General features: G+C 62.3%; 21 protein-coding genes. 12 read left to right on the top strand and 9 right to left on the bottom strand.

Annotated elements, in window-relative coordinates; genetic code table 11:
• Window positions 1-2: 2 nt before the first annotated feature.
• Window positions 3-857 (top strand): RNase adapter RapZ, encoded by an 855-nt coding sequence (rapZ, locus tag HV822_RS12750; protein ID WP_238870541.1) that lies wholly within the window; start codon window positions 3-5, stop codon window positions 855-857.
• The gene (locus tag HV822_RS12745; RefSeq protein WP_238870540.1) at window positions 857-1129 is read left to right on the top strand and encodes an HPr family phosphocarrier protein; all 273 of its coding nucleotides are present in this window, start codon (window positions 857-859) and stop codon (window positions 1127-1129) included. The genes rapZ and HV822_RS12745 overlap by 1 nt, the downstream gene beginning before the upstream one ends.
• 232 nt (window positions 1130-1361) lie before the next feature.
• Here the strand turns inward: HV822_RS12745 and pmbA are convergent, their stop codons facing one another.
• Entirely contained in the window at window positions 1362-2717 is a 1356-nt protein-coding gene (gene pmbA / locus HV822_RS12740) for a metalloprotease PmbA (RefSeq protein WP_238870538.1), read from the bottom strand.
• Window positions 2718-2850: 133 nt separating this feature from the next.
• Between pmbA and yjgA the strand changes: the two genes are divergently transcribed.
• The 3 genes from yjgA (at window position 2851) to egtB (ending at window position 5681) form a co-directional block, all read left to right on the top strand.
• Window positions 2851-3381: a ribosome biogenesis factor YjgA gene (gene yjgA, locus HV822_RS12735; RefSeq protein WP_238873602.1), complete on the top strand. Its 531-nt coding sequence runs from the start codon at window positions 2851-2853 to the stop codon at window positions 3379-3381.
• 108 nt (window positions 3382-3489) lie between these two features.
• A complete protein-coding gene (gene egtD / locus HV822_RS12730; RefSeq protein WP_238870536.1) occupies window positions 3490-4470 on the top strand; it encodes an L-histidine N(alpha)-methyltransferase in 981 nt (326 codons plus the stop codon).
• Complete coding sequence (gene egtB / locus HV822_RS12725) at window positions 4467-5681, top strand: ergothioneine biosynthesis protein EgtB (protein ID WP_238870534.1); 1215 nt, start codon at window positions 4467-4469, stop codon at window positions 5679-5681. The genes egtD and egtB overlap by 4 nt, the downstream gene beginning before the upstream one ends.
• Window positions 5682-5900: 219 nt before the next feature.
• Here the strand turns inward: egtB and HV822_RS12720 are convergent, their stop codons facing one another.
• The 8 genes from HV822_RS12720 to bioB all read right to left on the bottom strand — a co-directional run bounded on the left by HV822_RS12720 (window position 5901) and on the right by bioB (window position 13864).
• Window positions 5901-7706 carry a phenylacyl-CoA dehydrogenase gene (locus HV822_RS12720; RefSeq protein ID WP_238870533.1) on the bottom strand — a complete coding sequence of 602 codons (1806 nt, stop codon included), beginning with the start codon at window positions 7704-7706 and terminating at the stop codon, window positions 5901-5903.
• A 438-nt stretch (window positions 7707-8144) separates the two neighbouring features.
• Complete coding sequence (locus HV822_RS12715; protein ID WP_238870531.1) at window positions 8145-8882, bottom strand: putative metalloprotease CJM1_0395 family protein; 738 nt, start codon at window positions 8880-8882, stop codon at window positions 8145-8147.
• 21 nt (window positions 8883-8903) lie between these two features.
• Window positions 8904-9212, bottom strand: a complete 309-nt coding sequence (locus HV822_RS12710; RefSeq protein ID WP_238870529.1) for a hypothetical protein — start codon at window positions 9210-9212, stop codon at window positions 8904-8906.
• A gap of 73 nt (window positions 9213-9285) precedes the next feature.
• Entirely contained in the window at window positions 9286-9966 is a 681-nt protein-coding gene (gene bioD, locus HV822_RS12705) for a dethiobiotin synthase (RefSeq protein ID WP_238870526.1), read from the bottom strand.
• A gap of 10 nt (window positions 9967-9976) precedes the next feature.
• On the bottom strand, window positions 9977-10759 hold the full coding sequence (gene bioC, locus HV822_RS12700) for a malonyl-ACP O-methyltransferase BioC (RefSeq protein ID WP_238870525.1): 783 nt from the start codon (window positions 10757-10759) through the stop codon (window positions 9977-9979).
• Complete coding sequence (locus HV822_RS12695; protein ID WP_238870523.1) at window positions 10756-11469, bottom strand: alpha/beta fold hydrolase; 714 nt, start codon at window positions 11467-11469, stop codon at window positions 10756-10758. The genes bioC and HV822_RS12695 overlap by 4 nt, the downstream gene beginning before the upstream one ends.
• Window positions 11462-12628, bottom strand: coding sequence for an 8-amino-7-oxononanoate synthase (gene bioF, locus HV822_RS12690; RefSeq protein WP_238870522.1), 1167 nt, complete (start codon window positions 12626-12628; stop codon window positions 11462-11464). Before bioF ends, HV822_RS12695 begins: the two co-directional genes overlap by 8 nt.
• 189 nt (window positions 12629-12817) lie before the next feature.
• A complete protein-coding gene (bioB, locus tag HV822_RS12685) occupies window positions 12818-13864 on the bottom strand; it encodes a biotin synthase BioB (protein WP_238870520.1) in 1047 nt (348 codons plus the stop codon).
• 169 nt (window positions 13865-14033) lie between these two features.
• Here bioB and HV822_RS12680 point away from each other — a divergent pair, with 169 nt between their 5' ends.
• The 7 genes from HV822_RS12680 (at window position 14034) to HV822_RS12650 (ending at window position 23403) form a co-directional block, all read left to right on the top strand.
• Window positions 14034-14753: a ComF family protein gene (locus tag HV822_RS12680; protein WP_238870518.1), complete on the top strand. Its 720-nt coding sequence runs from the start codon at window positions 14034-14036 to the stop codon at window positions 14751-14753.
• 67 nt (window positions 14754-14820) lie between these two features.
• The gene (locus HV822_RS12675; protein WP_238870516.1) at window positions 14821-15798 is read left to right on the top strand and encodes a serine/threonine protein kinase; all 978 of its coding nucleotides are present in this window, start codon (window positions 14821-14823) and stop codon (window positions 15796-15798) included.
• A gap of 87 nt (window positions 15799-15885) precedes the next feature.
• Window positions 15886-17688, top strand: a complete 1803-nt coding sequence (locus tag HV822_RS12670; RefSeq protein ID WP_238870515.1) for an acyl-CoA dehydrogenase — start codon at window positions 15886-15888, stop codon at window positions 17686-17688.
• 164 nt (window positions 17689-17852) lie between these two features.
• On the top strand, window positions 17853-21266 hold the full coding sequence (gene mscK, locus HV822_RS12665) for a mechanosensitive channel MscK (RefSeq protein ID WP_238870514.1): 3414 nt from the start codon (window positions 17853-17855) through the stop codon (window positions 21264-21266).
• Window positions 21267-21371: 105 nt separating this feature from the next.
• The gene (locus tag HV822_RS12660) at window positions 21372-22517 is read left to right on the top strand and encodes a PepSY-associated TM helix domain-containing protein (protein WP_238870512.1); all 1146 of its coding nucleotides are present in this window, start codon (window positions 21372-21374) and stop codon (window positions 22515-22517) included.
• Window positions 22514-22696, top strand: a complete 183-nt coding sequence (locus HV822_RS12655; protein WP_238870510.1) for a hypothetical protein — start codon at window positions 22514-22516, stop codon at window positions 22694-22696. The genes HV822_RS12660 and HV822_RS12655 overlap by 4 nt, the downstream gene beginning before the upstream one ends.
• Window positions 22697-22746: 50 nt before the next feature.
• Complete coding sequence (locus HV822_RS12650) at window positions 22747-23403, top strand: alpha/beta hydrolase (protein WP_238870509.1); 657 nt, start codon at window positions 22747-22749, stop codon at window positions 23401-23403.
• Window positions 23404-23427 lie beyond the last annotated feature (24 nt).

The following is a 23427-nucleotide window of genomic DNA, read 5'->3' as shown; positions in this document are numbered from 1 at the left end:
CCATGCGCTTGATTGTCGTCAGCGGCCGCTCCGGCTCGGGCAAAAGTACCGCCCTGCACCTGCTGGAAGATAACGGCTTTTACTGCATCGACAATCTCCCTGCCGGCTTGCTGCCCGAGCTAGCTCGCCAAGCCAGCATGAACGACTTCACCCTGCCTGAAGTCGCTATCAGCATTGATGCCCGCAACCTGCCCAACGACCTCGCCCGTTTTCCGGCCTTGCTAAAGGAAGTACGCGAAGCCGGCGTGCAGTGCGACATCCTGTTTCTGGCGGCGCGCGACGAGGTATTGATCAAACGCTTCTCCGAGACGCGTCGCAAGCACCCGCTGACCGATGACCAGCTGTCACTCGGCGAGGCCCTGGCCCAGGAACTGAAGATTCTTGAGCCGATCATCGACCTCGCAACCCTCAAGGTCGACACCAGCCACCTGAACCTCTATCAGCTACGCGATCAGCTCAAGCAGCGACTGCTTGGCAGCCACGGCAGCCAGCCCTCGGTACTGATTCAGTCCTTCGGCTTTAAACGGGGCGTACCCACCGATGCCGACCTGATGTTCGACGTGCGCTGCCTGCCCAACCCCTACTGGATACCCGATCTGCGCGCTTATTCCGGCCGCGATCAGCCAGTCTGCGACTACCTGGCAGCGCAGCCTGAGGTTGAAGAGATGTTTCAGGACATCGTGTACTACCTGCGAAAATGGCTGCCGCGCTATGCCGCCAGCGAGCGCAGCTACATGACCATTGCCATCGGCTGCACCGGCGGCCACCACCGCTCCGTCTACATTGCCGAGCGCTTGGTCGAAGCACTCGGTCGCACCACACCCAACCTGCTCATCCGCCATCGCGACCTGCCCTGATGTCCAACACCCGCGTTCTCATCATCAACAAGCTGGGCCTGCACGCCCGCGCCGCCGCCAAGTTTGTCGGCGTCGCCAATCAATACGGCTGCAAGGTGGGCATCGGCCTGGATGAAGAGAACCAGGTCGACGGCAAAAGCATCATGCAAGTCATGATGCTCGCCGCCAGCAAAGGTACCGAAGTGTGCATCAGTTGCGAAGGCGACCAGGCCGACGACGCCATGGCCGCCCTGCTGGAGCTGATCAACGACTACTTTGGGGAAGGGGAGTAAAACAGGCTGGAGGCTGGAGGCTGGAGGCTGGAGGCTGGAGGCTGGAGGCTGGACAGGGTGAGTCCGAGGCAAAACATGTCAACGGAACATAAACGAAGAACCAATACTCGCAGCGACTCAGACCGCTTCAAGCCTGCAGCTTTCAGCCCCAAAACTAAACACCAATACCCGCGGCAACTCGGACTGCTTCAAGCTTCCAGCTTCAAGCCTCCAGCCCTAGCGGCTTTCGCCGCTAGCTGCCCCCTACTGTCATCCCATCCACCAACCAACTCCCCGTCAGATAGTTACCACGACGCTCAACGTCGGAACCGACACAGCGCAGGTTGCTGTACATGTCGCGCAGGTTGCCGGCGATAGTGACTTCGCTGACCGGGTACTGGATTTCACCGTTCTCAACCCAAAAGCCACCGGCGCCCCGCGAGTAGTCCCCGGTCACGCCATTGACGCCCTGCCCCATCAGCTCGGTTACCAGCAGGCCGGTGCCCATTTCCTTGAGCAGCGCATTCAGATCGCCCGCATTGCTGCTGACCTGCAGGTTATGCACACCACCGGCGTTAGCGGTGCTGGGCAAGCCCAGCTTGCGGCCTGAGTAGGTGCTGAGCAGCCAACTGCTCAACCGGCCTTGGTCGATAAACGCCTGCTCGCGGGTCTGCAGTCCATCGCCGTCAAAGGCTGAGCTACCCAAGCCCTGACGCAGATAGGGCGTCTCGTGCATGCGCATCCACTCGGGGAAAACCGGCTGCCCCATCGCATCCAGCAGGAAGGTGGACTCGCGGTAAACGGCGCCACCAGAGATGGCACCAAACAGATGGCCAACCAGGCCCGCCGCCTGATCAGCGGCGAACAGCACCGGCACCTTGGCCGTTTTCACCGAGCGCGGCTGCAAGCGCGCCAGCGTGCGCTGCGCCGCCTTGCGGCCAACCGACTCTTCACTGGCCAAGCGCTCGGGCACGCGGTCCACGGCGTACCAGTAATCACGCTGCATTCCCTGCTCGGAGGAAGCAATCAGTACCGCAGCGCTGCTATGCCGGCTGCTCAAGGCGCTGCCAATAAAACCATGGCTGTTGCCGTACACGCGGCAGCCCTGCTGAGTACTGATCTGGGCGCTGTCACTGACCAGCCGCGGGTCAACATCCAGCGCCGCAGCCTCCAACAACAGTGCTCGCTCAATAGCGTCTTCAGCGCTCAACTGCCAAGGGTGGAACAGATCAAGATCGGGCAAATCGGTCGCCATCAGCTCGGCGTCTGCCAACCCGGCGCACGGGTCCTCACTGGCGTGGCGGGCAATCACCAGCGCCGTCTCTACCGCCTTGATGATGGCCTCGTCAGAGGTATCGGAGGTGCTGACACTACCCTTGCGCTGACCAGCGTAGAGGGTGATCGCAAACCCTTGATCACGGTTGAACTCGACCGTCTCGACCTCGCGGTTGCGCACACTCACCGACAGGCCCGTATTTTGGCTGACGCCGACTTCGCTGGCCGTCGCCCCCTGGCGCCGAGCCTGCTCGACGATAAAGGCCACCCGCTGTTCCAGCATCTCGCGCAGCGCCTGCGGACTTTCGGCTACGCTGGTTGTATTCGCGCTCATGTCACCTCCAAAGCAGACGGCCATTGTAGCGAGGTTGCCAGCGGATACCACCACGCATTGGTCTCGCCGCACCACAAAGGAGTATCATGTGCGGCCCGAAACACTGCTGTACGGCACCGCCGACAGGAACACCATGACCGAATTTCACGAAGACGACGCGCTGGAGCCCGAAGAAGAGGGCAAAAGCAAAACCCAGATCAAGCGGGAAATGGACGCCCTGCAGGATCTGGGCAAGCGTCTGATCGCACTCAAGCCCGACCAGCTGGCCAAGCTGGAGCTGACCGACAAGCTGCGCCTGGCGCTGGCCGAAGCCCATCGCCACACAGCCCGAGGCGCCCTCAAGCGCCACATGAGCTTTGTCGGCAAACTGATGCGCGACCAGGACGTAGAGCGCATTCAGCAGTACGTAGACCTGCTCGACAGCGGCAGTCAGGCGCACAACCAGCACTTTCATCAGATTGAGCGCTGGCGTGATCGCCTGCTGACAGGTCGCGCCGATGAGCTGGAACTGTTTATGCTCGCCTACCCCAACGCCGATCGCCAGCACCTGCGCCAGCTGGTGCGCCAGGCCAACCGCGAGGCCGAGCAAAACAAGCCGCCAGCGGCTGCGCGCAAGCTGTTCAAGGCTATCCGCGTGCTGGCTGACGACGCCAAGGGGCTCTGAGCCAGCTCGGCACGGGATCACAGTCCCGGGACATCTACCGGGATCATCTTGGCGCATCGCGCAACCCGCTGCTAGGTTTTAACTTTAACCTGCAGAGGAGGATGCTTTGTGAGCCTTGCCTTTGATCTGCCTAGACTCGAGACAACCCCGCGCCTGCCAGCCCAGGACCAACATCAGCAACTTCTGCAGGGGCTGCTGCAGCCAACTGCCCACATCGATCCAAAGTACCTCTACGATGACCGGGGCTGCACGCTGTTCACCGACATCTGCCGCCTCGACGAGTACTACCCCACCCGTACCGAGGCGCAGATCTTCACGGACTACCGTGAGGCCATCGCCGCTCAGCTGCCAAACAACCCGCAATGGGTCGACCTGGGCTGCGGCGATTGCAGCAAGACGCTGCAGTGGTTGGGCGCCGTGCGCCCGGCGCGCGTAATTGGCGTCGACATCGCAGGGGAGTTTCTACACAACTCAATGGCGGCTGTCGCCCGGGCCAATCCAAACCTTGAGTGCATCGGTTTGGTCTGCGACTTCACCCAACACCTTGAGCTACATGATCTGCTGGCCGAACGGCCCGAGGAGGCGCCGGTGTTCTTCTACCCCGGCTCCTCAATTGGCAACTTCGAGCCCCGCCAGGCCATGCACTTTCTCAAACGCATAAGCACCCATTGCGGAGAACGCGGACGGCTGCTGATTGGTGCCGACCTGCTCAAGCCACGCGCCATTCTGGAGGCCGCCTACGACGACGCCAGCGGTGTCACCGCGGCGTTTAACCTGAACGTGCTCAACGTGGTCAATCGAGAGCTTGGTGCGGAATTCCAGCCCGAGCTGTTTCGCCATCAGGCCCATTTCGATGAAGCCCATAGGCGCATCGAGATGCGACTGGTAGCTCGCGAGCGTCATAGCGTTCGTCTGGCTCGCCACACCCGCCGCTACTTTGGCGCCGGTGAACACATAGTGACGGAGTACTCCCACAAATACAGTCTGGATGAGTTTCGCGCCCTCCTCGCCGCCAGCGGCCTGCGTTGCAACCAGTACTGGACCGACCCGCAAGACTGGTTCGGGGTCTTTCTGGCGGAGCCGGTATGAACCGTCCAGCCGGCCAGGGAGCCGCCAACCACCTGCAGCTGGACTACGCCCGGATTCGTGCGCATTCGCTGGAGCTGGTTCGCGGGCTCAGCGCCGAAGACTGCCAGCTACAGTCCATGCCCGACGCCAGTCCGCTTAAGTGGCACTTGGCGCATACCACCTGGTTCTTCGAGACCTTTGTGCTCGCCTCCTTGCCCGACCCGCCCGGCGTAATTGATCCCAGCTACAAGGTATTGTTCAACTCCTATTACGTGGGTATTGGCGAGCGACACTTGCGAGCCGAGCGCGGCCTGCTGTCACGGCCCACTCTCGATGAAGTGTTGTACTACCGCAGGCAGGTGGATCAACACATGCACCGCACGCTGGCGGACTGCCAGCCAAGCACCTCTCTCGCCGCACTGGTGACCCTTGGTTTGCAGCACGAACAGCAGCACCAGGAGCTGATGCTGACCGACCTGAAACACCACTTTTTCTGTAACCCGCTACGTCCGGCCTGGTGCGCCGACGCTCCTGAACACACATCTGCCGCCGACGCCAGTCAGCCCGGTGCCTATCGGAAGTTCCAGGGCGGTCTATGCATGATCGGCGCATCCGACCAGCACTTCAGCTATGACAATGAAGGCCCTTGCCACAAGGTGTGGCTGGATCCCTTCCTGCTTGGCGAGCGCAATGTCAGCAACCGCGACTTTGTGGACTTTATCGAAGACGGCGGCTATCAGCGCCCCGAGCTGTGGTTGTCCGACGGCTGGGACTGGGTATGCCAGCACCAGTCGCAAGCGCCCCTGTACTGGCAACGCGGACCGGACCACGGCTGGCAGGCCTTCACCCTGGCGGGCCTGCAAGCACTGAGGCTCGATGCGCCGGTGTCCCACGTCAGCCTGTATGAAGCCGACGCCTATGCCCGCTGGGCCGGCGCACGACTGCCAACCGAGGCCGAATGGGAACATGCAGCGCGAACCGAGCCGGCGCTGCCAGGGCTGTTCGGCGAGGTTTGGCAATGGACCAACAGCGCCTATTTGCCCTACCCCGGTTACCAGCCGGCCGCGGGCGCCGTGGGCGAATACAACGGCAAATTCATGATCAACCAGATGGTGCTGCGCGGCAGCTCCTGTGCTACACCGGCGGGCCATAGCAGACCCTCGTACCGCAACTTCTTTCCCCCGGCTGCACAGTGGCAATTCAGCGGACTGCGCCTGGCGCGCGACGCCTGAACAACGCGTCCTTTTATTGAGCCTCGACGTGTACAACACACATCAGGTTCCGGTGGCCAACGCTGCGCGATGACCACCCTGCAGCGCGGCCCTCCCCTGTAGGTGGAGTAAGCCCCTTTTCTACCTTGGCACACACCACCACAAAGGCGAGCGAGCAGACACAAAAAAGCCGCCCCGTCACCGGGGCGGCTTTTTCAATTAGAACAACGCAGTGCTGGATCAGTAACCCAGTGCGAAGTTCTCTACATCCATGTCCATCAGGTTGTCGGCACCGGAGAGCATGGAGTCGACGTGGGCACGGGTGCGCGGCAGGATGCGCTGGAAGTAGAAGCGCGCAGTCTGCAGCTTGGCCTTGTAGAAGCCTTCTTCGCTGGTGCCGGCAGCCAGTTTCTCCGCTGCAACACGGGCCATGTCAGCCCAGAAGTAGGCCAGGCAGGCGTAGCCGCTGTACATCAGGTAATCCACAGACGCGGCACCAACCATTTCACGGTCTTTCATGGCAGCCATGCCGACCTTCATGGTCAGATCGCCCCATTCCTTGTTCAGCGCGGCCAGCGGAGCAACAAACTCGCCAATGGCCTCGTTACCTTCGTTGGCCTGGCAGAACTTGTGCACGATCTTGGTGAAGCCCTTGAGCGCCTCACCCTGGGTCATCAGAATCTTGCGACCCAGCAGGTCCAGCGCCTGAATGCCGGTGGTGCCTTCGTACAGCATGGAGATACGAGCATCACGAACGTTCTGCTCCATGCCCCATTCAGCGATAAAGCCGTGGCCGCCGTAGATCTGTACGCCGTGGTTGGCTGCTTCAAAACCAACTTCAGTCATGAACGCTTTGGCAATCGGCGTCAGGAACGCCAGCATGGCATCAGCTTGCTTCTTCTGCTCGGCGTCCTGGCTGTTCTTGACGATATCCACCTGCTTGGCGGTGAAGTAAACCATCGCGCGGTTACCTTCAGCGAAGGCCTTCATGGTCAGCAGCATGCGACGTACGTCCGGGTGCACGATGATCGGGTCAGCTGCCTTTTCCGGCGCTTTCGGGCCAGTCAGGGCGCGCATCTGCAGACGCTCGCGGGCGTAAGTGATACCACCCTGGAAGCCAACTTCAGCGTGTGCCAGACCCTGCAGCGCAGTACCCAGACGTGCAGTGTTCATAAAGGTGAACATGCAGTTCAGACCCTTGTTCGCCGGGCCGATCAGGTAGCCGGTGGCAGCGTCAAAGTTCATCACGCAAGTCGCGTTACCGTGGATACCCATCTTGTGCTCCAGCGAGCCACAGGCAACACCGTTGCGCTCGCCCACGTCACCGTTGGTGTCCGGCAGGAACTTGGGCACGATGAACAGGGAGATACCCTTGGTGCCGGCCGGTGCGTCGGGCAGACGGGCCAGAACGATGTGGACGATGTTCTCGGCCATGTCGTGCTCACCGGAGGAGATGAAAATCTTGGTGCCGGAAATCTTGTAACTGCCGTCAGCCTGTGGCTCTGCCTTGGTACGCAGCATGCCCAGATCGGTACCGCAATGGGGCTCGGTCAGGCACATGGTGCCGGTCCACTGACCGGAAACCAGCTTGGTCAGGTAGGTGTGTTTCTGCTCGTCAGTGCCGTGGGCGTCCAGGGTGTTCATGGCGCCGTGGGACAGGCCGGGGTACATGCCCCAGGACCAGTTGGCCTGACCGACCATTTCGCTGATCGCCAGACCCAGCGACTCGGGCAGGCCCTGACCGCCGTGGTTGACGTCATGCGCCAGGCTCGGCCAGCCGCCTTCAACGTACTGCTGGTAGGCTTCCTTGAAGCCAGCCGGCGTTTTAACGCCTTCCGGGCTCCAGGTGCAGCCTTCGGTGTCACCCACGCGATTCAGCGGAGCAATCACCTGCTCACAGAATTTGGCGCCTTCTTCCAGAATGGCGTTGACCATATCCGGCGTGGCTTCTTCGCAGCCGGGCAGGCTCTGATAGTGTTCTTCATAACCCAGAAGTTCATCGCGGACGAAGCGAATGTCACGCAGGGGAGCCTTGTAATCGGGCATGGTACTGGACCTCAAGTGTTGTATCAGTATGCACGGGCAGCCGAGGCTGCGTTTTGGTGGCTGCGCCGCAGCCAATTCAAACAGACGTTTGAAACATACGTTTACGCCAAGGCGTTGTCAACCCCAGCATGAATGCCATGTCATCATTGAAATTGAGGGTAGCAGCCATGGAAGCACTGATTAATTCCGCATGCCCTCTGGTGTTCAGGCTGGGCCGCAATCAAGGCGTGGTTTCGAAGGCATGTCGAGACCTGTCGAGAAATCACAACGCAGAGTGCGGCCCAGCCCGAACGCCCCGAAGGGCGGGCGCTCAAGCATGCATCTGCTGCGTTGCGCTGCTTGCCAATAGAACCACTATTGGCTGCACACCGCGTCTTGCATCTACACGCTTGAGCACTCGCAGAGGGCGTGTGGAATTGATCAGCGCTTCCCTAGCGCTCAGGCAGAGGCTTGGAGTGACGGACCGCCCGGCTCGGCGGCGATGGAGCGATACAGTGCCAGGTCGGCAACCGGCGTGGCAGCGGGCTCGCCAGTCGCCTCGGCCTCGCTCTGTTCTTGCGTTTCGGAGGCCTGCGATGGCGCCGCTGTAGCTACGCTGTCATCCGCCTCGGCGGTGGCCAGTTCGGCCCGCGCCTGGGCAATCAATTGCGCAGCTTGGGCGGCAATCGCACGGTCTGCCGAGGAGGGCTCGGCCGGCGCCAGCGCGGCGCGGCGCACCTGTTCCATCTTATCGATAGTCGCCTGCGGATCGCCCGACACCGGCGATGTAGAAATCGGCACCTCTCCGGCGACCGCATATTGGCGCCCGTCCGGGCCGCGCTCATAGCTGTAGCTGGCTGTGCCGGCGTATTGTCCACCAACCGCTACATGCGCCTGCTCGTGCGCACGTACTTCACGATCGCGAGCAGCCAACTCGGACATTTCCTGCTGTTCGGCCAGCGCCAGCTCGGCTTCTGCCTTGCTTAACTGCTCGCGCTTGCTCTGCTCAGCGGCAACCGCCGCCTGCTCGCCATCAGTGCCGGGCGCGGCGGTAGCGTCTGATTCGTCGACAGGAGGGAAGCGCGTGGCAGACTCGCTTGCAGGGAGGGTTTCGTTGACCGAGATGCTACGCGTGGTGAAGGTGGTCAGCGCCGAGGGTTGGTAGACGGAGGATAGACTACTGCCGACGCTGAGCATGGGAAACGGCCTGAGGCTGGCTCAGGCGGTGACGTCCAGCAGGGTGCCCAGCACCTCATCGGCAGTGTCGATTACCGACGCGCCGACCTCGGCTTGCTGACGACCTTGCTGCAGCTCAACCAGGCTATCAACCAGATTCACCGGGCGGTTGGTTTCCACTGCAGTGGACGCTGCCGCCTGACCGGTAGCCGGCTGAGCCGGTTGCCCGGCAGTGGCTGCCGGATCGGCAGGCAACCCGGCGCTGGCGATATCAGAGGCTGCAGCGTTGATACGGTTCTGGCCTTGGCGTACCGAGGTCAGGCCGGACGAAATGAGATCAAGGGTAGGCATCACACCACCTCTTAAAACAGATGTTCCGCCATTCAAGCACAAATGGCCCTTTGCCCCAACACCGCCGGTCGCGTCAGACCAGCGGCGTCACCTGCAAATGGGCCGCCACTGCGGCTGCATCAGCGCTTTCCAGGCGCGGCACCACTCCCAAACAAGGCGCTTTGATCAAGGCTTTTAGCGTCGCCAGGTTTTCAGCTTGGCGGCTCATGTCCGCATCCACATGATTGGCGACCCAGCCAGCCAGGTGCAGCCCGTCCGCGGCGATAGCCCGGCAGCTGAGCAGTGCATGATTTATGCAGCCCAGGCGCATGCCGACAACCAGCACCACGGGGAGCTTGAGCGCAATCGCCACATCGCTAAGCAGCTCTTCATCATTGAGCGGTACACACCAACCGCCAGCGCCCTCGACCAATGTCAGATCTGCCCGCCCGTCAAACACCTGACGACAGGCGCCGGCCAGTGCCTGCGCGCTGAGCGGCACATTTGCTTCACGCGCGGCAATATGCGGTGCGATGGCGGCCTCGAGCGTTACCGGGTTAATCAGCTCGTAGGCCAGCGGCGGGTTGCATTCAGCCTGCAGGGCCAGCGCATCCTCATTGCGCAGCCCCTCGGGCGTGCGCTCGCATCCGGCAGCAACCGGTTTGACGCCTGCGGTTGTCAGGCCACGCAGACGGGCGGCGTGCAGCAGGCCAGCAGCGATGGTGGTTTTGCCAATTTCGGTATCAGTGCCGGTAACAAAGTAGTGCTTGCTCATGAGGAATGTCCTACTTGTGCAGAATAATCTGGGCAACCTGGTAGGTCGCTGGCAAGCCAGCGCTCTGGCGGTGGGTTTCATAGGCTGCGGTCAGCGCTCTCAGCCGAGCGCGCCCGGTCAAGCCGCCAGGCCGTCCGGCGTTGAGGTTATGGGCGCCAAGCGCCTTGAGCTCATGGGTCAGGGCACTGAGCTGCGGGTAGTGCAGCACATGGGTCTCTACCTCACAGTGCCAACGCGCAAATCCGGCCTCCGACAACAGGCTCTGGAGCTGAGCCAGGGGCATAAAGCGGTTGACGTGCACATAGCCGTCCACCTGCTCCCAGGCATCACGCAGCTCGCCAAGCGTACCCTCGACCAGCGTGTTAAAGGCCATTACACCGCCAGGCACCAGCACTCGCCTGGCGTCGCTCAGGGCGCGCCCAAGATCGGGGCACCACTGCAACGCCAGACTGGAAAACAGCAGGTGTTGGGAGTCACCACGCAGTGGCAGCGCCTCTGCGTCAGCCGCAATCCAGGCCGCGTGCTCCGGCCCCTGGGCGCGCGCATAGCGCAGCATGCCTTCGGCAATATCCAGCCCTAGCACCGCCCGACCAAAGCGTTTACTCAATGCGCGGGTGAAGTAGCCCGTCCCGCAACCAAGATCGACCAGTTCGCGCGGCTGCAGACTGCCGGGAAGGCGCGCCAACAGATTGCTACCCACCTGTCGCTGCAGCTCAGCCACCTGATCATAGGTGCTGGCGGCACGGCTGAAGGACGCTGCAACCGCACGCTTGTCGATGGCCGCTGCGCTCATTGCCGCTCCAGCCAGTCGCCGATCTCACCGGCCAGCCAGATCGGCCCCTCCAGCGGCAGCGCGTGACTGGCCTGCGGCAACACACGCACCTCGCCCTGCTCGTTAAGCTGCGCCAGCGCCTGCGCAGCGCCAGCAGGCACCAGCGCATCGGCCCCGGCCAGGCAGTGCAGCACCGGCTGCTGGCAGCGTTGCAAGGCAACGCGGTTGTCCAGCACGCCGAGCAACGCAAGATGATTAAGCAGCTGTAGCGGGTCCAGATCACTCCAGACCAGCTGGCGGCTCAATTCACGCGCTCGCTCGGCGCCCTGGGTAACCAGCAGAGCAAAGCGCTTGAGTGCGCGCTCGGGCTGTTCGCGGGCGTCGCTGATAAAGCCCTTGAAGGTGTCCGGCGCCATCGCCTCCGGCCAGCCCTCCCGCGCTGAGAAACAGGCGTTGCTGGCGATGGTCACTACGCCTGGAAACCGCTCGGGAAAGCGTCGTTGCAGCTGCACCGCCAGCACACCACCCAACGACCAGCCACCCAGCCAGCCCGCCGGCAAGGCCTCGGCCAGGGCACTGAGGTTCGGCTCCAGCGTGGACATCTGCAAATCTGGCGGCAGCTCTGCCACCTTGACGTTCAGCGCGGGCAAGCGCTCCTGCAGGGCCTGCTGCAATGGCAGCAGATTGCTCGCCGCCAGCGCCCAGCCAGACAGCAGGGTGAAATTACTCATGAATCAGCTCCTGTTGCGCCTGCCCCAGTGCCTCAAGCAAACGGTCAACCTGTTGTTCGGTATGGATGGCGCTCAGCGTCACCCGCAAGCGCGCGGTCCCCTTGGGTACCGTGGGCGGGCGAATCGCGGTGACCAGTATGCCGCGTTGACGCAGCGCAGCCGAGAGTGCCAGGGCACGCTCACTGCTGCCGACCACAATCGGCTGGATCGGCGTTGGGCTGTCCATCAGCTCCAGCCCCAGCGCATCGACGCCTGTGCGAAAGCGGCGTACCAGTGCAGCCAGGTGCTCCCGGCGCCAGCGCTCTTCACGCAGCAGACGCAGGCTGGTGAGCGTGGCATGGGCAACGGCAGGCGGCTGGCTGGTGGTATAGATGTAGGGACGGGCAAACTGGATCAGGGTTTCGATCAGCTCGTCGCTGCCGGCGACAAAGGCCCCTGCCGTGCCAAAGGCCTTGCCGAGAGTCCCCACCAGCACCGGCACCTGCTCCATGGACAGGCCATAGTGCTCAACGATGCCGCCTCCCTGCTCGCCCAGGCAGCCAAAACCGTGGGCGTCATCCACCATCACCCAGGCCCCTGCTCCGGCCGCCTCGGCGCATACAGCCGGTAGATCCGCCAGGTCGCCATCCATGCTGAACACACCGTCAGTCACGACCAGCGTATTACCCTGCGCTTTACCCAATCGACTACGCAGGCTGGCCGCATCCTTGTGCAGATAGCGCGAGAAGCGCGCACCGCAAAGCAGCCCAGCATCGAGCAGCGACGCGTGATTGAGCCGGTCCTGCAGGACCGTATCGCCCTGCCCCACCAGCGCGGTCACCGCACCCATGTTGGCCATGTAGCCGCTGGACAGCAGCAGGGTCCGAGGCCGGCCAGTGAACTCGGCCAACGCTTCTTCCAGCGCATGGTGAGCGCCGCTGTGACCGGTAACCAGGTGCGACGCACCACCGCCAGTGCCCCAGCGCTGTACACCCTCGACAAAGGCGGCGTTGACGCGCGGGTCGTTGGCCAGGCCAAGGTAGTCATTGCTGCAAAAGCTCAGCAACCGCTCACCATCCACCAGCACCTCGGTGCCCTGCGGCGTTTGCAGCAATGGACGCTGACGGTACAGATGCGCAGCACGGCGCTCGGCCAGACGGGAGGAAAGATTGAAGGACATGATCTGATCTATAAAGCCGCTGGAGGCTGGAGGCTAAAGGCTGGAAGCTGGAAGCTGGAAGCTTGAAGCTTGAGTCAGAGTGTGCACCACCTCAGCAGCGCTCCAGGGCATAGAGAGCAGTCAGCCCCCACACCCAACCAGACCTTCCAGCCTCCAGCCTCCAGCCTCCAGCCTCCAGCCGCCCTATCTTTAAACCGCTGCGTTCACAAACAACTGGTTGTCGCGCTGCTCAATCAGCGCCTGTTCGATAGCCGCCTGGTGCACTTCATCGGCGTGTTCTTCGCGGGCTTCGGGTTGGATGCCGAGGCGGGCGAACAGGCGCATGTCCTTGTCCGCCTGCGGGTTGCCAGTGGTCAGCAGTTTCTCGCCGTAGAAGATCGAGTTGGCGCCGGCCAGGAAGGCCAGGGCCTGCATCTGCTCATTCATCTGCTCGCGGCCAGCGGACAGGCGCACATGGGATTGCGGCATCATGATGCGCGCCACCGCCAGCATGCGGATAAAGTCGAAGGGGTCGACATCGTCCTCGTTTGCCAGCGGCGTACCTTCGACTTTCACCAGCATGTTGATCGGCACGCTTTCCGGGTGCTCAGGCAGGTTAGCCAGCTGAATCAGCAGGCCGGCGCGGTCCTCAACGGACTCACCCATACCGAGGATGCCACCGGAGCAGATTTTCATACCGGCGTCGCGCACGTAGGCCAGCGTCTGCAGACGCTCGCTGTAGGTGCGGGTGGTAATGATGTTGCCGTAGAACTCGGGCGAGGTATCCAGGTTGTGGTTGTAGTAATCCAGACCAGCGTGCGCCAGCGCCTCCGTCTGCTCCTGGGTCAACTTGCCCAGGGTCATGCAGGTTTCCAGGCCAAGCGCCTTGACGCCCTCGACCATCTTCAGCACATAGGGCATGTCCTTGGCGGAGGGATGCTTCCAGGCGGCCCCCATGCAAAAACGAGTGGAGCCGATGGCTTTGGCGTCAGCTGCGGCCTTGAGCACCTTTTCGACTTCCATCAGTTTTTCTTTGTCCAGGCCGGTGTTGTAATGACCCGATTGCGGACAGTACTTGCAGTCCTCCGGGCAGGCACCGGTCTTGATGGACAGCAGGGTCGAGACCTGCACACGGTTAGGGTCGAAGTACTGGCGATGCACGCTCTGGGCCTGAAACAGCAGGTCGTTGAACGGCAGTTTGAACAGCGCCAGCACCTCGGCCGGGGTCCAATCGTGGCGGGTCACGGAAACGATCATGGGTATTGTCCCTGTTATCTGTCTGAAAACCGCGTGGCGGTCCTAGGGTCTGTTGACGTTTCGTTCACCCGCTTGGCTGAAAAATAGCCTCCGGCAGGCGGGTGAACGAAACGTCAACGGACCTCAACTCTGCAGGGAATCATAACGGCAGCACGGAGGCTGTCAACCATTGAAAAACACGCAAGTTTACAAATGGATAAAAAACAACCTATCGCAACCTTGCCTGCTGTGCCTGTCAACTACCGAGGCGCAGCATGACGGCATCTGCCACGCCTGTCTGACCGATCTGCCGTGGCAACAGGGCTGCTGCGAGCGTTGCGCCCTGCCGCTACCGCACAGCAGCAGCCAGTGCGGGCGTTGCCTGAACAGTCCGCCAGCCTTCTGCCGCGCCGTGACACCCTTGCTCTACCGCTTCCCCCTGGATGCACTGATTCCCGCGTTCAAATACCACAGCCACAACCGTTACGGGCGTCTGCTGGCGCAATTGCTGGCAGAGCACCTGCAACAGCAGCTGGCAGAGCCACAGGCGCTGATACCTGATTTGCTGTTGCCGGTTCCCATGCACCCGCGGCGGCAGGCGCAGCGCGGCTACAACCAAGCCTTTGAACTGGCGCGCGATCTTGCCAGCGCGCTGCAGCTGCCCTGCCGCGCCGACCTGTTGCAGCGCCTACGTCACACTGCCGCCCAGGAAGGGCTGGATGCGGCAGCACGACGGCGCAACCTGCGCGGCGCATTCGCTTGCCCCAGACCCGAGCAGCTCGAAGGCCAGCATCTGGCGCTGATTGATGACGTGATGACCACCGGCGCCACCCTGAACGAGGCCAGCCGTACCCTGCTGGCCGCGGGCGCGGCCTCGGTACAGGTCTGGTGTGTGGCACGCACACCCTGATCGGCGCTACGCCGGGCGCCCCGCTCCTGCTACCCTTGTCGGCTCAATAGCCAACGCGAGCCGCACCATGTCCAGCCATCCCTTTGCCGCCCTCACCCCCGACACTGTGCTGGACGCCGTAGAGTCGCTGGGCTATCTGTCAGACGCTCGCATTCTGACGCTCAATAGCTACGAGAATCGGGTCTTTCAGGTTGGCATCGAAGACGCTCAGCCCTTGATCGCCAAGTTCTACCGCCCCGGGCGCTGGAGCGATGAGTCGATCATCGAGGAGCACACCTTCAGCCTGGAGCTGGCCGAACGCGATATTCCGGTGATTGCCCCCCAGCAGATCGACGGCAAAACGCTATTCGAGCACGCCGGCTTTCGCTTCAGCCTGTTCCGCCGCTTTGGCGGGCACGCGCCGGAGCTGGACGATCCCGACCACCTGCTGATGCTGGGGCGCCTGCTCGGCCGATTACACGCCGTCGGCGCCATGCACCCGTTTGCCCACCGCCCAACCCTCGATTGGCAGAGCTTTGGCCGCGATAGCCTGGATTTTCTGCGCGCCAGCGAGGTGGTACCTGCCAGCCTGCAGCCGGCCTACTTCTCGGTCGCCGAAGACCTGCTGCAGGTCGTCAAACAGCGACTCGACGCCCACCCGGCCAAACAGATCCGCCTGCACGGCGACCTGCACGTGGGTAACCTGCTGTGGCGCGATGACAGTCTGTATATGGTCGATCTGGACGACTGCCGCATGGGTCCGGCAGTGCAGGATCTGTGGATGATGCTCTCGGGTGAACGCAATCAGCGCCAGGCGCAACTGGCCGAACTGGTCGACGGTTACAACGAGTTTCACGACTTCAACCCGGCCGAACTGGCGCTGATCGAGCCGCTGCGCAGCCTGCGTCTGGTGCATTACAGCGCCTGGCTGGCGCGTCGCTGGGATGACCCTGCCTTTCCGATGCACTTCCCCTGGTTTGCCCAGGAGCGCTACTGGGCCGATCAGATACTGACCCTGCGTGAGCAGCGCGCGGCGCTGGATGAGCCGGCGCTTCGACTGTTCTGATCGCATGGCATCAAGCCAATCAATGGCGATTCCCTGGCACCGAGCGAGCCAATACACTGCCCCGCGACCAATTCTGAGGTGACCTACATGTCCGAACTGCTGATTGACCAACGTAACCTGGCGTTTGAACTGTACGAGGTGCTGGACGCCGAAGCGCTCACCCAACGCCCACGTTTTGCCGATCACAACCGCGAGACCTTCGACGCGGCCATCGGCACCGCTCGCACCATTGCGGAAAAGCTGTTCGCACCGCACAACCGCAAGAACGATGAGCACGAGCCCCAGTACGTCAACGGCGCTGCGGAGCTGATCCCGGAGGTCAAGCCGGCGGTCGACGCCTTCCTTGAAGCCGGCTTTCTGAACGCCACCCGCACCTTCGAGCAGGGCGGCATGCAGATGCCAAACCTGCTGTCGCAAGCCTGCTTTGCACACTTCCAGTCGGCCAACGCCGCCACCTCGTCCTACGCCATGCTGACCATGGGCGCCGCCAACCTGATCGAGAGCTTCGGCACCGAGGAGCAGAAAGAGCGCTATCTGCAACCGATGATCGACGGCCGCTTCTTCGGCACCATGGCGCTGACCGAGCCGCATGCGGGCTCCTCGCTGTCCGACATTCGCACCAAGGCCGAACCGGCCGCTGACGGCAGCTACCGTCTCAAGGGCAACAAAATTTTCATCTCCGCGGGCGACCATCCGCTGTCGGAGAACATCGTGCACATGGTGCTGGCCAAGCTGCCCGACGCACCGCCCGGGGTCAAAGGCATCTCGCTGTTCATCGTGCCCAAGTTCCTGGTCAACGACGACGGCTCCCTCGGCGAGCGCAACGACGTGACCCTGGCCGGCCTGTTCCACAAGATGGGCTGGCGCGGCACCACCTCTACCGCGCTGAACTTCGGCGACCAGGACAACTGCGTCGGCTATCTGGTCGGCAAGCCGCACCATGGGCTGTCCTACATGTTCCAGATGATGAACGAAGCGCGCATCGGTGTTGGCATGGGCGCGGTGATGCTCGGCTACGCCGGCTACCTGTACTCGCTGAACTACGCCCGCGAGCGTCCGCAGGGCCGCCTGCCCGATGGCAAGGACCCGACCACCGGGCAGGTCTCGATCATCGAGCACGCCGACGTCAAGCGCATGCTGCTGGCGCAGAAAGCCTACGTTGAAGGCGCGTTTGACCTGGGGCTGTACGCCTCTCGCCTGTTCGACGACACCGAGACACTGGACACCGAAGACGAGCGCAAGAACGCGCTGCAGCTGCTTGATCTGCTGACACCGATCGTCAAGGCCTGGCCGTCAGACTACTGCCTGAAAGCCAACGAGCTGGCAATCCAGATCCTCGGCGGCCACGGCTACACCCGTGAGTACCCGGTTGAGCAGTTCTACCGCGACAACCGCCTGAACCCGATCCACGAGGGCACCAACGGCATCCAGTCGCTCGACCTGCTGGCGCGCAAGGTCACCATGAATGGCGGCGCCGCGCTCAAGCAGCTGTCGGGGATTATTCAAAGCTGCTGCAAACACGCTGCCGAGTACAGCGAGCTGAACGAGCTGCGCGAGCCGCTGGAAAAACTGCACGCGCACATCGGCAGCGTCACCCTGGCACTGCTGGGTGACATGGGTCAGGGCAAGGTCAATCAGGCGCTCGCCAACTCCGCGCTGTACCTGAAAGCCTTCGGCCACATGGTAATCGGCTGGCGCTGGCTGGAGCAGGCTATCAAGGTGCAGCAGGGTCTGGCTGCCGGCAACGAGGCCGACAAGGCGTTCTACCAGGGCAAACTGCAGGCCGCCCGCTACTTCCTGCGCTGGGAAGTGCCGTCCTGCCACCACGACCTGAACGTGCTGGAAAACCGCGACCTGACCTGTTTCGACATGCAGGACAGCTGGTTCTAAAGCACCATAGCGGCTGGTGACTCCACAGCCGCAGGCAGCATCTCAACAGGCCACCACTCGGTGGCCTGTTGCTTTTGCGGAACCCTATCCCTGCACAGCGGTCAGCTTCCCAATCCACAACAGGAGGGCTAACCTTGCGCTCAGGCCAATTCAGGAACCCCGTCATGCTGCGTCTTCCCTTGCTGCTGTGCTGGCTATTCTTCTCATCGTGGGCACTGGCCCAGCAGAACACCTCCGCAGACGAACTCGATCAACGCATCGAGGCGCTCACTGCCAACATCGACAGCGTCAGCAACAGCAGCCTGCCCGAGGCCGAAAAACGCGAGTTGACGGAAGCGTATCAGAGCACCCTGACGTTTCTGCGGCAAACCCGGCAGACCCTGGATGAACAGCAGCAGCTGCAAGAGACGCTGGCCAGTGCGCCCCGCCAGACCCAGAGTGTGCGCGCGCAACTCAACAGCCTGTCCAAGGCTGACAGCGGCGGCAACCGCAGCCAGCTGGAACAGCAGTCGCTAAGCAGCCTGGAGACGCGCCTGCGAGAGCAAGTGGCGCAGATGTTTACCTGGCAAAACGAACTGACCACCGTCAATGGTCAACTGATCGCCGCGCAAACCCGCCCAGAGCGGACGCAGGCCAGCGTGACCGAAAACCAGACCCGCAGTCAGCAACTGAACGACCAGCTACGCAACCAGCAGCGCCTGACGCCGAGCCAGCTAACCCGCGCGCGCATCGAGCAGTTGCAGGCCGAATTGGACTACCTGCAAGCCAACAGCGAGCTGATGCGCCAGCGCCTGGCCGGTAACGGCGTACTGCAAGACCTGGCCACCCAACAAAAGAACCTGCTGACCTTGCAGATCAAGCGCATAGAAGAAGAAATTCGCGTTCTGCAGAGTGTCGTCAACGGCAAGCGCCAAGACGAGTCAGAGCAGACAGTCAGCGACGCCACCCTGCTCGAAGGGCAGAGCCAGAACAAGGTGCTACAGGCCCAAAGCAGCATCAATCGCCAGTTGAGCGAAGAGCTGCTGAACGCCACTCGACAAATTGGCGTGCTGACACTGGACAATATCGAAACCCAACAACAAACCGAGCAGCTAACCCAGATCGACAAGGCGCTGGAGCAACAGATTGAGGTGCTCGAGGGCAGCCTGCTGCTATCGCGCATCCTGCATCAGCAGAAGAGCCAGTTGCCCAAGGTCGAAACCGACAAGAACCTGGCCGACCAGATTGCCGATCTGCGACTGCATCAGTTTGAACTGAACCAACTGGCACAAAGCCTGGACAATCCAGACGCTTACCTCAATGACCTACTGCTGAAAATCCCTGCAGCGCAGCGCGACAATCTGCGCCCGGCGCTGGAACAAATGGTCAGCGCCCGCATCAACCTGGTCGAACAGCTCAACGGCAATATCAACACCCTGATCAACCTGGCCATTACCCTGCAGATCAACCAGCGCCAGCTGCAGCAGCTCAGCAGCGACCTGAAGCGCACCATCGATGACCAATTGTTCTGGGTCGCCAGCAGTCGGCCAATCGATCGCAGCTGGCTGACCGACCTGCCGAACCAGGTCGCCGCACAGATCGACGAGATGAACCTGCCCCAGCAGGCGCGGCATCTGGTGGACGCTATCACGCGGCATTGGATCGCCAGCGTGCTGGTGCTGCTCGCTCTCGGCCTGCATCTCTGGCGGCGCCCCAAGCTGTTGCAGCGTATCGACACCCTGCACGACGAGGTAGGACACTTCCGCCGAGACAGCAGCTGGCACACGCCGCTGGCCTTGCTGCTGACCGCCATTCGGGTAGCCGACATCCCCTTGCTGCTGCTGTCTGTTGGCCTGCTGATCCTGCTGGATACCCAGCAGAGCATGCCCGCCGTTGGCACCGCGCTGATCAAACTGTCACTGGCCTGGTTCGCGCTGCACCTGATGTATCGGGTGTTCGACCCACGAGGCATTGCAACGCGCCACTTCCACTGGGATGAATCGCTGGTACAACGCCTGCGCAAACTGGTGCGCAACCTGGCCTGGGTGCTGCTGCCACTGGTTCTGGTGCTGGGGCTGCACGGTTCACTCCCCGAGTACGTCGGCACCGATGCAGCCGGGCGCACCGGCATGCTGCTTGGCATGTTTGTCCTGGCTTTTCTGCTTGGCCGCTTCATGCTGCGCAGCGAACCGCTGTACAGCTCACGCATTCTGCATTACCTGGCCAGTGCGCTGCTGATCCTCAGCCCCTTGGCGCTGGCGGGCCTGACCGCCTGGGGCTACCACTACACGGCGGTCAAACTGGCAGAGCGCTTTATCGACAGCCTCTACCTGATCGTGCTGTGGATGCTGCTGGAAGGCACCGTGGTACGCAACCTCAACGTTGCCGGGCGCCGTCTGGCCTACCAGCGCGCGGTGAGCAAACGGCAGGCGGCGCAAACCCGCGAGGCCCAAAGCGACACCGAGGTGGCGGTTGAGATTCCGGAGATGAACCTGCAACAGATCAACCAGCAGTCACTGCGCCTGGCCAAGCTGACGCTGGTGATTATCTTCACCATCGGCTTGTACTTCACCTGGGCCGACCTGATCAGCGCGACCTCCTACCTGGAGTCGGTCACGCTGTGGCACTACGAGGGCACCGGTCTGAATGCGGGTGAAGCTGTGCCGATCAGCGTCGGTGACATCCTCGGCGCACTGGTCACCGTGGTGCTGACCATCACCCTGGCACGCAACCTGCCGGGCCTGCTGGAAATACTCGTGCTCTCGCGCCTTGAGCTACGCCAGGGCAGCAGCTATGCCATCACCACCCTGCTCAGCTATGTCATCATCGGCTTTGGCCTGGTGTCGTCGCTGTCGACCCTCGGCGTCAGCTGGGACAAGTTGCAATGGCTGGTCGCGGCGCTGGGTGTGGGTCTGGGTTTTGGCTTACAGGAAATCTTTGCCAACTTTATTTCTGGCCTGATCATTCTGTTCGAACGACCGGTGCGTATTGGCGACGTGGTCACCATCGGGCCGCTGTCGGGCACCATCAATCGCATCCGCATTCGTGCCACCACCATCACCGATTTTGACCGCAAGGAAATCATCGTACCGAACAAGAACTTCGTCACCGAGCAAATCATCAACTGGTCACTGCAGGACACCATCACCCGCGTAATTATCAAGGTGGGCGTGGCCTACGGCTCGGATGTCAGCATGGTGCGCAAGCTGCTGCTGCAGATCGCGCAGAACAACCCTCGCGTCCTCAAGGATCCGGAGCCGCTGGTGTTTTTCCTCAATTTCGCCGAAAGCACGCTGGACCACGAGCTGCGCATTCACGTCAAGGAGCTGGCCGACCGCAATATGGCCATCGACGAAATCAACCGCGAGATTGACCGTCTGTTCAAGGAAAACGACATCGAAATCGCCTTCCGTCAGCTGGACGTCAACCTGCGCACCAGCAAAGGGCTGGAAAAGCTGGTGCAGAGCTACCGCATTGACGAAAAGGACAGTGCCAACGCCACGGCCGAAACACCACACCCGCCTGCCGCGCAAGACCCGATCACTCCAGGCGATCAGGGTGACGGCTCCAGCGGCGCCGACGACCTGTCTCCGCGCTGAACCCACCAACCGCCGCTGCCCCCTGCGGGCAGCGGTTGCGCTCGCCAGCACGCTGAAACAGAATACGACGAATTTTCATTTGCAAAGGACGCCGACGCGCCCCTCATGAACGTCAAACTCTGGTTTCTGATTCACAAGTGGACCAGCCTGGTCTGCACCCTCTTCCTGCTGATGCTGTGTATTACCGGCCTGCCGCTGATCTTCCATCATGAACTTGAACATGTGCTGGAAGATGGGGTCGAGGCCCCGGTCATGCCAGCCGACACCCCTATGGCCAGCCTTGATGTGCTGGGCGAACGCGCGCTCAGCGCCCGCCCCGGCGATGTTATTCGCTTTATGTTCTGGGACGAGGAAGATCACCCGCATCAGACTTTCGTCTCCATGGCCGCCAGCCTGGACGCCGCCCCGGACGACAGCCGCTTAATCACTCTGGACTCACGTACCGGCGCCGTACTGGACGAGCCGGGCCCGCCCGGCGGCTTTCTGTACATCATGTTCAAGCTGCATGTGGATATGTTCGCCGGCCTGCCCGGCATGCTGTTTCTTGGTTTTATGGGCCTGCTGTTCGTAGTGGCGATTATCTCTGGTGTGGTGCTGTACACGCCCTTTATGCGCAAGCTGGACTTTGGCACCGTGCGCCGGCAACGCAGCAAACGACTGAAATGGCTCGACCTGCACAACCTGCTCGGTGTGGTCACCCTGGTCTGGGCACTGGTGGTCGGCCTGACCGGCGTTATCAACACCCTCAGCCCGATTGTGGTCGGCCTCTGGCAACAGGGTCAGCTGGCCGCCATGACCGCCGACTACGCCGATCAGCCGCCACCCACCCAGATGGGCTCGGTTCAGCAAGCACTGGATACCGCCAACGGCCGCGTTGAAGGCATGCACCTGAGCCTGATTGCCTGGCCCGGCACCCGGTTCAGCAGCCAGCACCACTACGGCGTGTTCTTTCGCGGCGACACGCCATTGACCGCCCGCCTGCTGCAACCGGTGCTGATTGACGCCGGCAGCGGCCAGGCACTGGAGCCCGAGGCCCTGCCCTGGTATGTGCAGACGCTGCTGCTGTCGCAGCCGCTGCACTTTGGCGATTACGGCGGCATGCCGCTGAAAGTCATTTGGGCGCTGCTGGATATCATTACTATTGCGGTGCTGATTTCCGGGCTGTACCTGTGGCTGGGCCGGCGTGCCAGCACGGCGCGGCGAGTCGACGAGGTCAACAGTGGCGGACTGACCGAGGACGCGCAGCCATGAGCCGAACCCGCAAAACCCTGTGGCAGATTTTCCGCGCGCCCCTGTTGCTGGCGCTGCTCAGCATCATCGGCCTGGTGGCCGCACTGATCGGCGACGGCCTGCTGGACGTGCTCTCCTGGCTCACCTTGGGCAGTACCCTGGCGGTGATTGCATGGTACTGGAGTAGGCGCAGCGGTTAGACTGGCCGTTTTGACCGCCGAGCACTTTGACCATCGACTAGGGAGCCGCCATGTCGCCGCACATCATTGAACCCGCCAGCCCTGCCAGCCGCGCCGTCATCTGGTTGCACGGACTGGGCGCCGACTGCTACGACTTTGTCCCGGTGGTCGAGGCACTCCAGCTGCCGGACACCCACGGCATTCGCTTTATCTTTCCGCAGGCGCCGACCCGCCCGGTCACCATCAACGGCGGTTTCCCCATGCCGAGCTGGTACGACATCCTCGGCGTTTCACCCGCGCGCGCCATCAACCAGGCGCAGCTGGATGAGTCCGTCGCCCTGGTGCGCCAGTTGATTGATGAGCAATGCGCCCAGGGCATCGCGCTGGAGAACATCGTGCTGGCCGGCTTCTCCCAGGGCGGTGCGGTGGTGCTATGCACCGCAATCAGCAGCCAGCTGCCGCTGGCCGGCGTCATGGCCCTGTCCACCTACGGGCCAGACCTCGACCAGTTGCTGCAACGTCACCCGCTAGAGCACCCGCTGGCGCTGTTCCATGCCCACGGCCGCTTTGACGAGGTACTGCCGCTGGCCATGGGCCGCGAAGCACATGACCTGATGCAGGCCGCCGGCCACCAGACCAGCTGGCACGAGTACCCCATGGCGCACGAGGTCTGCATGCCGGAGATTGCCGATATTCGGCAATGGCTGGTCAAGCAACTGAGTCTCTGAACCGCCACCCTGCTGTTCAAAAAA

The organism is Halopseudomonas maritima (genome assembly GCF_021545785.1).
In the GTDB taxonomy this organism is placed as follows: Bacteria; Pseudomonadota; Gammaproteobacteria; order Pseudomonadales; family Pseudomonadaceae; genus Halopseudomonas; species Halopseudomonas maritima.
Note: the sequence above shows the minus strand (reverse complement) of the source record. Positions and strands in the feature narration are given on the sequence as shown.